We start from the raw sequence: 11,099 nt of genomic DNA, 5'->3' as shown, positions 1-11,099 counted from the left end.
TGGTACTCCTTTTGGCATAGCAAAACACCCCACTTGTTAGATAGTATATCATACTGTCTAACAAATGGGGTGCTGTTCATTATACAGCGCTGCGGGGTTATTTTTATGCAATTTTGTCGGCGGGTGTCAGGCCGGATTCCAGTACATCGGCCATATATGCATTGTGGTCGGCGTAGTTGTCGGTGGGTACAAGGGTGATATCGTAATAGGTTATCGGCATATCATTGTTTTCCAGCACTTGCTTGAGGGTGTGCAGGACGGTTTGCATGTCCGTCTCGGTAGGCTTGCCATCGCACAGCACTTGTGCGCACAGGCGGCTGGGCACCTTTTGCAGCAGGGCTTTGTCAAAGGCAGCATCCAGCGGCAGATCATCCACATAGTTAGCCGGGGTCATGCCGTCCTGCTCGGTATAGCAAAGGTCGATCTCTACCGTGTTGCCCTTTGCGCCGTAGACAGATGCAAAGTTTAATTCCGGGGCCTGCACGGTCAGATACGCGGCTGCCTGCTGGGCGGCTTCATCCCCCAGGCGGTAGGCGGTGGTCCAGCGGTGGTCTACATAGAACACATGGTCTGGCTCAAGCTCCTTACCCCGGATTTCATCATCAGTCAGCAGCCAGAACCGCGTCTGCACCGCAAAGTTTGTATCACGGCTCTGGTCAGACTGAACGTATACCACATAGTGGAAGAACTGTCCATCAGCGGCAGTGCGCTGGTCCCAGTGAAATGTTTCCTCCGGATATAGCTTTTCCGCATATCGAATGGCCCGATGTATAGCCCACTGTTGGCTGAGCGGGTCACCGTTGATGGCGTCAAAGGCCAGCAGCAGCGCGAGAATCAGCAGCAGGGCTGCTGTCAGCGCAAAGCGGCGCATGGTTTTCGTTCTTTTAGCTTTTGTTTTCATGGGTACTCTCCTTTGCATAGTGCAGCAGCCAGCCGATCAGCCAGCCAACGCCACCCAAACCGACGTACAAAATGCAGCCGGACACCAAATTTGCCAAGAAATTACCAAGTGCGAACGATTCCAGCAAGGCCATCTGCTTTATGATAGCATCCAGCACCGCCAGCCCCAGCGTGAACAGCAGCAGCGGCTTTCCCATGCCGATGTCACGGTAGGTCAGAACACTCCAGACGAGCGGCAAAAACAGAATGACCCAATTTGCGCTGCCTGTATACCCCAGGGCTATGCCCACTGCAATGCCTACAAAGGCCAGCAGCAACAGGTGGATGCTGTAACGGCGGCGCAGCCGCTTGAGTATTTTGGTATCGTCGGGGGTTTGCAGTTCCGGCGCTGCGGGCGGCTCTGTCCCCTGCCACAAGGCCTGACAGGCCGGGCAGACGGCAACGTGGGCGCGGACAAGCTGCTCACTTTCCGGGCTGGCGATTCCGTCCTGCACCAATGGCATCAAGTCCCGGCAGACCGCACAGGGGATTTTTGCGTTTTCAGCAAGTTTCTTCACAGGTCATAACCCTCCTTCGTCAAAATTTCCTTCAGCCAGCTGCGGGTGCGGTGTTCGATGACGCGGGCCGAGCTTTCACTGATATGCAGCTGTACCGCGATTTCCGCATAGGTATAGCCCTCCGCGCGCAACTGCATAATGCGGCGGGCGCGGTCGTCTTTCTGCTGCAGCAGTTCACAGACCCGCTGCCATTGCAGGCGTGTGTCGGTATGCTCGGTCAGAGTATCCTCGGCCAGGTAGTTTTCCAGCAGGTCATCTGCGCTGACGTCGGGGCGGCGCTTACGCAGACTTTCCAGCCAGATGTTGCGGGCAATACCGAACAGCCATGTTTTGACAGCGCAGTCGCCGCGGTAGGTGGGTAGCCGCCGCATGGCACGCAGGAAGGTCTCGCTCAGTATGTCCTCAGCCTCGGTTGGGTCGTGTGTCAAGTGGCAGAGGTAGCGGTACAGGTCCGTACGGTATAGTGTATACAGTTCTTCCAGTTCCGGCAGCGGCATGGCCTGCCCTCCTTTCCTCTGTGCTCTCACTCTATAAGTGATGATTTTGCCCCAAACGTTACAGCAACTACAAAAAAGCCCCGACTTTTGTCGGGGCGCTGGCTTATTCTGCTGTGTTAGCCAGAGTTTCCTTTTCCTCCGGTTCCGGCGTGGCGGTAGGTTCGGGGGTGGGGGTCGGGGCGGGTTCGTCGGGGGCAAAGTAGGCGCGGATGTCGCCGTTGGATTGCTGGGTCGAGATATCCAGCACACCCTTATCGCTGGCGGCCAGGCCCTTTTCGGGGTCGGCCAGTGCGGCAGCAGCCAGGCGCAGTTTGTAGGCAAGATTCGTCTCGCTGCCCAACTTGACCTGCACACGGTTCTGGTAGGTGAACTCGATATCGCTCAAATCCTGCACACTGATGGCTGTGGTGCCGTCAAACAGGTTGTACGTCTGCAAGCCGTCCAGCATTTCGGTCAAGGTCTGCATGGCCGACGCCTGCAATCCTGCCGTCTCGGCGGTGGCCTGCTCGCCCCCAAGCAACGAGTTATAGCTTTCCGGCGTGATGTTCTGGCCGACAGTTGGGGCAAAATCTGTGGGCAGCGCGATGGAGAGCAAAATCAGGCCGTCGGGCTGGTTGACGTCGGTGCGCAGGATCTTGAGGGAATCGCTCAGCACCATCCAGCCGCCGGAGTACATACAGGCGAATCGCTCCACGGCGGGCTGCACCTTGATCACGACAGTAGCAGGCATCTGGACCTCAACCTGCACCTGCTCAAGGTACGGAAACTGCTGGGCCAGCTGGCGGGTCTTTTCAGCGGTGGAGAAGCCGAAAAGATTCGAGTTTTTCTCGATATTCAGCGCGTTGATAAGCTCGTCCGAGGTGTAGATGCCGGTGTCGGCGGGGGTGGTGCGGTCGAAGTTTTCGACCCGGAAAAAGGCCACTTTAAACAGCAGGTTAAGCGAGACGAAAGCCCCTACGGCCAGTACGGCCAGCACCGCCAGGATGCTCATGGCACGGCGGCGGTTGCGTTTTCGGATGATTTCTGCCTGGGTTACGCGGCGCTGGCGTTTGGGCGCGGCGGGGTCGTACCCGGCTTTTTGCGGGTTGATCTGCTGGGTGGGGCGCTGGCTGCGCGGCGAGGATTTTTTCGGCGGCTGTTGGCGTGGGGTGCCCGGTTTTTCCAGCCCCATACGGCTGCCCATGCTGCGTTTGGGAGCTTGCGAATAGGAGCCGCTCACGGATTTTTGCCTGCGGCTGCGCTGGTTTCGATCCATGGGCGGCTCCTTTCCAATACATTTTTATAGGTGCGTGCCGGCTGCCCTATGGGGCAGTGGCGGCTACGGGGCGTCGAGGATGCCGCCCCCTGCGGCTGTTATGATTTTACCAGCTCCAGCAATTTTTCCGTAATCATATCCAGGCTGTGGGGGTTGCCTAATGTCTTGGCGTTGGCTCCCATTTCGGCCAGCTTGCCTGGGGTGGTCAGCAGTTCTTCCACGGTCTTTACCAGGCCGTCACCGGTCAGGTTCTTTTCCTCAATGACCACGGCTGCCCCAGCCTTTTGCAGTTCAAGGGCGTTGTAATACTGGTGGTTTTCGGCCACGTTAGGGCTGGGGATCAACACCGACGCGCGGCCCACGGCTTCCAGTTCGGCCAGCGTCAGCGCACCGGAACGCGCAATGACGAGATCCGCCGCCGCCAGCAGCTGGGGCATATTGTTGATGTACTCGGTCACAACAAGGTTCTCGCCAGGAGCAAAGCCCTTTTCTTTTTCGAGATTTTCAAACAGCTTGACACCGCGGCTGCCGGTGGCGTGCAGGTGTAATGTGTGTTGGTTCGTCTGCTTTTCCCAGGCACAGAGGTCGGCCACGACCTGGTTGATGCGGTCTGCACCCAGGCTGCCGCCAAAGCTCAAAATGACCGTGCGGTCGCCTGCGTTCAGTTTTGCGCGGGCTGTGGCGCGGTCGGCGGTCAGGACCTCGGGGCGAACCGGGTTGCCCACAACGGTGGTTTTCTCGGGTGCGCCCAGCTTTTCTACGGCATCGGCGCTGGCAGCCAGAACGATGTTGACCTCCTTCGCCAGCAGCTTGTTTGTCACGCCGGGGAAGGCGTTCTGCTCATGGATGGCAGTCTTGATGCTGCGTTTGGCCGCCGCGCGCACAATAGGGCCGCTGACGTAACCGCCGCAGCCGATGACAAGGTCGGGATTGACCTCGTTCAGGATTTTCCGGGTGCGGGGGCCGGACAGCGCCAGATGCCAGATGGCGACGATATTGCGGCCGATGTTTTCCAGGCTGAGGTGGCGCTGGAAGCCGTTGATTTCGATATGGTGGAAAGGGTAACCCGCCTTGGTGACAAGTCCGTACTCCATCCCCTCCCGACGGCCCGCAAAATGAATTTCCGCCGTCGGGTCTGCGGCTTTCAGGGCACCGGCGATTGCCAACGCCGGGTTGATATGACCGGCTGTACCGCCGGCAGCAATGAGAACACGCATGATTCGGCCTCCCTAAAATTATAAGTTTATGCTAACAGCAAGAGGGCAAAGCCCCACTGGTCATCGCTGGCACTCGACCACCTCCCCTGTAAGGGGAGGCTTACGGGGCGTCGAGGACGCCGCCCCCTACAGCACGGTCTTACACCGTACCTCTGCGGTAGCGGGTGCGGTGGAGCATACGGTCGGTCTCGGCGCGGTGCTGTTCGGCCATGCGTTCCTCCCGCGCGTTGCCCGCACGGGATATACTCAATAGCACGCCCATCTCACCCAGCAGCAGCAACAAACTGGTGCCGCCGTAGGAGAAGAACGGCAAACTGATACCCGTGTTGGGCAGCAACGCCGTACCGACGCCGATGTGCAGAAAAACCTGCCACGCCACCTGGGACACAATGCCGATGCCCAGCAGCGTACCGTACAAATCGGGCGCACGCAGCGCAATGAAGATTCCTTGGATGACCAGCGCCGCAAACAGGGCAATCAGGGCAATCGCCCCGACGAAGCCCAGTTCCTCCCCGATGACGGCAAAGACGAAGTCGTTCTCCGCGTAGGGCAGCCATTGGTGTTTCTGGACGCTGTTGCCGATGCCCACACCGAACAGTCCTCCGGTGCAGATAGCATAGATGCTCTGGCGGGTCTGCCACTGCATACCCGTCGTGTTCGTGGGGGTCAGGCCCCATACGCCGCCCAGGCGGCCCGCGGCGTAGCCCTCGCCCGAGGCAAGGTGCTTCACGTAGGCAATGGCGCCCGCCACGGTACCCGCACCAGCCAGCGGCCACCACCGCATGGCGGAGCCGTTGCAGGCAATCATGGTAACAAAAATCAGGCACAAAAGCATCATGGCCGAGTTGTGCGGTTCCATTTTCAGCAGCACGAGAATCGGCACCAGCGGCAGCGCGGGTTTGAGCAGACCGTACCACAGCGACTTTTTCTTATCGTTGTCGCGATCGAGCATATCGGCAGTCCAGAGCATGACCGAAAATTTTGCCAGCTCAGACGGCTGCAGCGAAAACGCACCTCCCGCAAAGTAGACCCAGCGGTAGGTACCGTTGGTGTCCACAGGACTGAACAGCGCCGCCACCAGCAGCACGAGCGTGATGATGTAAAAACTCTCGTTCATGTAGCGCAGGGCACGGTAGTTGATGTTGGACACCAGCCACATAACGCCCAGGCCCGCCACTGCAATGATGCTTTGCGGACGGATGAAGTGGTAGACATCACCGTAGTTGGCGTACCCGCTGGAATAGCTGGCTGAAAACAGCATGACCAGCCCATATCCCATAATGACGATCAGGGTCGCCACGAAACCTCGGGAGACCCTGCCGCGTTCGAGTTTTGGCAGGCGGATGACCGCCAGCATACGCAGAATATTACCGATGGTGTGGTCAAACAGCACCCCTAACAGGCTTGACGGCGTATTCACAGGCAGTCACCTCCTTAGCAGATTTTGCGCAGTGTTACGCCACGCAGATGTAGAAAATACCCATAGCCACACCAATAATGGCAATCAGGGCAAAGAAAGCGTCAATTTTGACTTCGCGCCAGCCGCGCATTTCAAAGGCGTGGTGGATCGGCGTCATGCGGAAGATGCGCTTGCCGTGGGTCGCCTTGAAGTAGACGCGCTGGATAACAACGGTCATGGCGTCCCAGATGTACACGATACCGAAGAAGAGCACCAGTTCGGGGCGCTGCATTACAAAGGCCAACGCCGTGACGATGCCGCCGAAGAACATACTGCCAGTATCGCCCATGAACACCTTGGCCGGGTAGAAGTTCCAGACCAGGAACCCGGCGCAGGCACCCGCCGTGGCGGCGGCGATAAGCGAGACATGGACAAAGCCCAGCAGGCTGCCCGCCAGCAGGTAGCCGATCATCGACACAAAGGTCACACCGGTGCAAAGGCCGTCAAGGCCGTCCGTCAGGTTGACGGCGTTGACCAAAAAGATGATGCCGAAAAACGCGATGGGATAGTAGACAAGACCCATATCCACCAAACCGAAAATCGGCAGCTGCACCTGGGTGGTGAGCAGGCCCAGGCTGTTGAGGCCGAACATAAAGCCAAAGGTCAGGGCAATCTGCAAGATCATCTTTTGGGCTTCGGTAAGGCCGAGGTTGCGGTGCTTGATGACCTTGATAAAGTCATCAAGGAAGCCGATCAGCCCCGAGCCAAACGCCAGAAACAGCACCATCATGCCAGCCTTCATCTGGGGCAGGCCCAGAACTTCCGGCAGCTGGTTGTGGAACATCCCCCACACCAGGCCCAGCGTGACCAGGATGCCGAAGATGAAGCACAGGCCGCCCATGGTGGGGGTGCCGTTTTTCTTGTTGTGCCAGGTGGGGCCTTCCTCGCGGACGGTCTGGCCGAAGTGCAGCCGATGCAGCGCCGGGATCATAAACTTGCCTGACACCGCCGTGATAACAAAGCCGCCGATGGCCGCCGACGCCAACAGATAGGATATTTCCTCCATGCAGTGATTCCTCCAAAATGATGTGGTGCAGGGGGATTTGGGAATTTACGCTGTTTACAGACAACTATGGGCAGACCAGCCCCTCATCAGTCCGCTGCGCGGACAGCTTTTCCCGAAGGGGGAAGCCCTTTACCCCTGCGGCAATTCTTTATAGAAATCCTGAAGCAGCTGTTCCAGCCCCATGGCGTGGCTGGCCTTGGCCAGGACTGCGTCACCGGGGCGCACGAATTGCCGTAGATATTGTAACACTTCTTCGGCGTTTTTGCAATGCACAGTTACAACACCGTGCGCTTTTGCGGCGTCTGCCATGGCAGCGCTGCGCGGGCCGTAGGCAATCAGCTGGTCAACACCCGCGTCGGCAGCCCACTCACCGGTGTGGCGGTGGCCGTCCTCGCTGGCGTCGCCCAGTTCCAGCATATCGCCCAGCAGGGCAATTTTGCGGGTGTTGGGCAGGGCTTTCAGCACCGAGAGCGCGGCTCTCATGCTGTCGGGGCTGGCGTTGTAGCAGTCCTCAATGAACGTAACACCGCCTTTTTTTACAATATGCTGGCGCATACCAGTCGTCTGGTATGTGGCAAGGGCCGCTGCACAGCGGGCCGCATCCAGCCCCAGGCGGGTGGCAGCGGCATAGGCAGCCAGCGCGTCATAGACGGTGTGAACGCCTGCAGTGGGAATGGCGGCATTGAAAGTGCCGTATTCTTTATCAATGATCTTGAACGTTGTACCGTTCGTTCCGGTCTCAACATCCACGGCGCGGACATCAGCGTTCTCGGCATCGATACCGAACCAGACGGCCTTCAGCCTGGTAGGCACATCGGCGGTGGGCAGCAGGTCGTTGTCAGCGTTGAGCACCAGCGGCGCACCATCGGGCAGGCCGGTACAAATCTCCATCTTTGCTTTCAGTATATTCTCCCGAGTGCCGAGATTTTCCAGGTGGGAGACGCCTATCATCGTGATGATGCCCGCCGACGGCCGTGCGCAACGGGTCAGGCGCTCGATCTCGCCCGCATGATCCATGCCCATTTCGACGACGGCGTACTCGGTATCGTTGTCCAGGCGGAACAGCGTATTGGGCACGCCGATATCGTTGTTCTGGTTGCCCTCGGTTTTCAGCGTCTTGCCAAAGGCGGACAGCACGGCGTAACAGAACTCTTTCGTCGTGGTCTTTCCGACGCTGCCAGTGACGCCGATCATCTTGGGGCTGAATAGCATACGGTAGTTGGACGCCATTCGGATCATGGCTTTGGCGCTGTCCGGCACAATGACGGTACGGTCTGCAGGAACGCCCTCGACCGGGTGGTTGGCGATGATATAGGCTGCGCCATTCTGGTACGCACCTGCAGCAAAATCGTGGCCATCAACGCGTTCGCCGGGAAAGCAGACAAAGACGCAGCCCGGCTTGACCTCACGGCTGTCGGTCACAACGGCGTGGATGGAGACAGGCTCGGCCAGTGTCAGCCCGGCCAGCAGTTCATTGGCAGGAATCTTTTGCATGAAAAGGACCTCCTTGGGATAGTAAGTTAAGACGTAGGGGCCGTACATATGCGGCCCGGCCGTGAATGACAAACGATTGCTTATGGGAAAGTTGCGGGCCGGGCACACCCGGCCCCTATAAATTGCGGATTTCTGTATCACCCTTCCACATTCGCCGGGTCGATGGTTTCTTCCTCGGCGGCGGGGGTAGTTTCGGCGGGGGTGTCTTCCCCGCTGTCCATGGTCAGGGTGATGATTGTGCCGTAGGCGGCGCTGGTGCCGGCCTCCACGCTCTGGCTGACAACCTTACCGCCGCTGTCGCCGCTGAACTGCACGTTCAGGTTGGCGGCTTTCAGCATCTGCTCGGCAAAGGTGCCGGTCTTGCCCGCCACATCGGGCACGGTGGTCATCGAGTTCTGGTCGGTGGCGGTGTACAGGTAGACGGTGGAGCCTGCGGGGACATCGCTGCCGCCCACCGGGTACTGGTAGACGATATTGCCGCTGCTGGGGCCGATGAGCTTGTGCTTGAGGCCCTGGCGGTTCAGTGTAACCTGGGCGTTGGTCCAGGTATAATCCAGGCAGGTTTGCACCTTGACGGTGCCGCTGGGGTTGTAGCCGGGGTCCTGCTCAATGCCCAGGTAGGGCGCGACCTCGCTGATGATGTTGCCCACGACCGGGGCCACGACCTGGCTGGCGTAGTCCTTGACCCAGCGCGGGTCGTCCAGCAGGACGAACACCTCGATTTCGGGGTCGTCGATGGGCAGCACAGCGGCAAAGCTCATGGCCTTGTAGTAGTCGCCGTCGCCGCGCAGGTGGCGGTCGGTGCGCTCTGCCGTGCCGGACTTGCCGCCGATGCGGTAGCCCGCCACATAGGCGTTGATGCAGGAATGGTAGTCCCCTTCCCCGTAGACGTTATTTTCCATCATGGCAAGCAGCTGGCGGCTGACGTCCTCTGAAATGACCTGGCGGCGGATGTTTGTCTCGGTCTGGGAGACAACGTTGCCGTCGTTGTCTGTGATGGAGTCCACCACATAGGGCGTGACAAGGTAGCCGCCGTTGGCGATGGCCGCCACAGCGGTTGCCATCTGCATGGGGGTGATGGATTCGTTCTGACCGAAAGCGGCGGTGTAGAGGTTCGTATCGACCTCGGCCATCTGCTCGGCATTGTAGACGCTGGTCCAGCGGGTCTCGTTGGGCAGGTCGATACCGGTGGGCTGCGTGAAGCCAAACGCCTGGATATAGTCGTAGAAAATCTGCGGTTTCAGTGTCTCGGCAGCCTGGATGAACCAGAGGTTGCAGCTGTTGTTCAGCGCACCCGCCATGTCCTGCATACGGTGAACCTCGCCGTTGGCGCAGCGGTAGGTGTGCTCCCACAGTTCGCTGCCCTCATTGACGGTCAGGCTGCCGCCGCAGTAGAAGGTCTGGCTCGTGCTCATGACGCCGGAGTCCAGTCCCGCCGATGCGGTGATGAGCTTAAAGACAGAGCCGGGCATATACAGCTCGGTGATGTTTTTATTCTTCCACTGGGCCTCGCGCATCATACCCTGTAATTGGGTGTACTCGCTGGCGACCTCCTTGCCGTCCTCGCCGATGGTTTTTTCGCGGCTGATCTTGCCGTCGGCCACGATATCGGCCACGGCTTTTTCGCCCAGGCGGCCTTCCAGCCAATCAATATCGTTGGCGTCGATTTCCTCTTTTCCCAAAATGTCGGTCATTTTGGTGTCGGTGATTTTATACGGATCGTTGGGGTCAAACTGCTCGATGGACGCCATAGCCAAAATCGCGCCGGTCTTGACGTTCATGACGATTGCGCTGCCGCGGCCATGCACCGTGAAGGTGTTCATCGCCTCGGTCAGGTATTCTTCGACGATGGACTGCACATTTTCGTCGATGGTCAGGAACAGGTTGTTGCCGTCGATAGCCTCGTGCACATCGGCCTGCCCGGCGGCCAGGGCGTTGCCGTAGACATCCGTCTCGGCCACACTGCGACCCGGCGTGCCTGCCAGGGTTTCATCGTAGTATTTTTCCAGGCCGTAAGCGCCCTCGCCATCGCTGTTGCAGAAGCCCAGCACCGAGGAGAGGAACTCGCCGTAGGGGTAGCTGCGGGTCGTGGCCTGTTCGGTCGAAAAGTACAAAATACGTTTGCCGGTCGTGGCGCCGTCCTCGGGATCCATGCGGTACTCATCGGCATAGTTCAGGATGGAGTCCACCACCGGCTTATCCACGCCCTTGGCGAGCATACGGTACTGATACGGCTCGCCGCTGCTGTTTTTAGCGGTCAGAACCTCATAGACGGTATCCGCAGTGGTGTCCCCGCCCAGCAGTGCGGCAATGTTTTCCGCCGCCGTGCGCAGCTGGCTCTCCGACGCGCCGCTCTTGGCGATAGAGGAAGGGTCTGCAACGATATTCCATACCGTGCTGCTCTTGGCAAGCAGCTTGCCGTTGACGCTGTAAATCGAGCCGCGCAGCGCAGGCAGCGTCGTATCCTTCAGCTGCTGGGTCACGGCCTCGGTGCGGTAGAGTTCGGCATCACGCAGCTGCAGGGCGTAGAGCTGATAAATCAGCAGACCGAATGCGCCGACGATAAAGAGCGTCACGCAGAAGAGCGTGCGGGTTTTCATCGCTGCGTTGGCGCGGGTACGGTGCTTTTTTGGTTGGTTGTTTGGTTGTGGCATAGGGTGTTCCTTATTTCAAAAAGCCTTTTCGCCGTCGGCCATCGCGCCGCGCAGCAAAAA

At 59.0% G+C, this 11,099-nt stretch carries 9 protein-coding genes; all 9 read right to left on the bottom strand.

Annotation, left to right across the window (positions count from 1 at the left end; genetic code table 11):
• Window positions 1-103 precede the first annotated feature (103 nt).
• Window positions 104-901 (bottom strand): hypothetical protein, encoded by a 798-nt coding sequence (locus GPK89_RS09060; protein ID WP_215692539.1) that lies wholly within the window; start codon window positions 899-901, stop codon window positions 104-106.
• Window positions 885-1,457, bottom strand: a complete 573-nt coding sequence (locus GPK89_RS09055) for a zf-HC2 domain-containing protein (protein ID WP_215692538.1) — start codon at window positions 1,455-1,457, stop codon at window positions 885-887. Before GPK89_RS09055 ends, GPK89_RS09060 begins: the two co-directional genes overlap by 17 nt.
• Window positions 1,454-1,954 carry an RNA polymerase sigma factor gene (locus GPK89_RS09050; protein ID WP_252261590.1) on the bottom strand — a complete coding sequence of 167 codons (501 nt, stop codon included), beginning with the start codon at window positions 1,952-1,954 and terminating at the stop codon, window positions 1,454-1,456. The genes GPK89_RS09055 and GPK89_RS09050 overlap by 4 nt, the downstream gene beginning before the upstream one ends.
• A 103-nt stretch (window positions 1,955-2,057) precedes the next feature.
• Complete coding sequence (locus tag GPK89_RS09045) at window positions 2,058-3,209, bottom strand: cell division protein FtsQ/DivIB (protein ID WP_215692537.1); 1,152 nt, start codon at window positions 3,207-3,209, stop codon at window positions 2,058-2,060.
• A gap of 98 nt (window positions 3,210-3,307) precedes the next feature.
• On the bottom strand, window positions 3,308-4,426 hold the full coding sequence (murG, locus tag GPK89_RS09040) for an undecaprenyldiphospho-muramoylpentapeptide beta-N-acetylglucosaminyltransferase (protein WP_215692536.1): 1,119 nt from the start codon (window positions 4,424-4,426) through the stop codon (window positions 3,308-3,310).
• Between the two features lie 139 nt (window positions 4,427-4,565).
• Window positions 4,566-5,846, bottom strand: a complete 1,281-nt coding sequence (locus GPK89_RS09035) for an FtsW/RodA/SpoVE family cell cycle protein (RefSeq protein ID WP_215692535.1) — start codon at window positions 5,844-5,846, stop codon at window positions 4,566-4,568.
• Between the two features lie 34 nt (window positions 5,847-5,880).
• Complete coding sequence (gene mraY / locus GPK89_RS09030) at window positions 5,881-6,891, bottom strand: phospho-N-acetylmuramoyl-pentapeptide-transferase (RefSeq protein ID WP_215692534.1); 1,011 nt, start codon at window positions 6,889-6,891, stop codon at window positions 5,881-5,883.
• A gap of 129 nt (window positions 6,892-7,020) precedes the next feature.
• Window positions 7,021-8,385, bottom strand: coding sequence for a UDP-N-acetylmuramoyl-tripeptide--D-alanyl-D-alanine ligase (locus GPK89_RS09025; protein WP_215692533.1), 1,365 nt, complete (start codon window positions 8,383-8,385; stop codon window positions 7,021-7,023).
• A 137-nt stretch (window positions 8,386-8,522) separates the two neighbouring features.
• Window positions 8,523-11,039, bottom strand: a complete 2,517-nt coding sequence (locus GPK89_RS09020) for a penicillin-binding transpeptidase domain-containing protein (protein WP_215692532.1) — start codon at window positions 11,037-11,039, stop codon at window positions 8,523-8,525.
• Window positions 11,040-11,099: the final 60 nt, after the last annotated feature.

This window comes from Gemmiger formicilis (assembly GCF_018784445.1).
Classification (GTDB): domain Bacteria; phylum Bacillota; class Clostridia; order Oscillospirales; family Ruminococcaceae; genus Gemmiger.
Note: the sequence above shows the minus strand (reverse complement) of the source record. Positions and strands in the feature narration are given on the sequence as shown.

Excerpts from the sequence above, each read along its gene's own strand:
- GPK89_RS09060 (WP_215692539.1), bottom strand. The coding sequence starts at position 901 with ATGAAAACAAAAGCTAAAAGAACGAAAACCATGCGCCGCTTTGCGCTG.
- GPK89_RS09050 (WP_252261590.1), bottom strand. The coding sequence starts at position 1,954 with ATGCCGCTGCCGGAACTGGAAGAACTGTATACACTATACCGTACGGAC.
- GPK89_RS09045 (WP_215692537.1), bottom strand. The coding sequence starts at position 3,209 with ATGGATCGAAACCAGCGCAGCCGCAGGCAAAAATCCGTGAGCGGCTCC.
- murG (WP_215692536.1), bottom strand. The coding sequence starts at position 4,426 with ATGCGTGTTCTCATTGCTGCCGGCGGTACAGCCGGTCATATCAACCCG.
- mraY (WP_215692534.1), bottom strand. The coding sequence starts at position 6,891 with ATGGAGGAAATATCCTATCTGTTGGCGTCGGCGGCCATCGGCGGCTTT.
- GPK89_RS09025 (WP_215692533.1), bottom strand. The coding sequence starts at position 8,385 with ATGCAAAAGATTCCTGCCAATGAACTGCTGGCCGGGCTGACACTGGCC.
- GPK89_RS09020 (WP_215692532.1), bottom strand. The coding sequence starts at position 11,039 with ATGCCACAACCAAACAACCAACCAAAAAAGCACCGTACCCGCGCCAAC.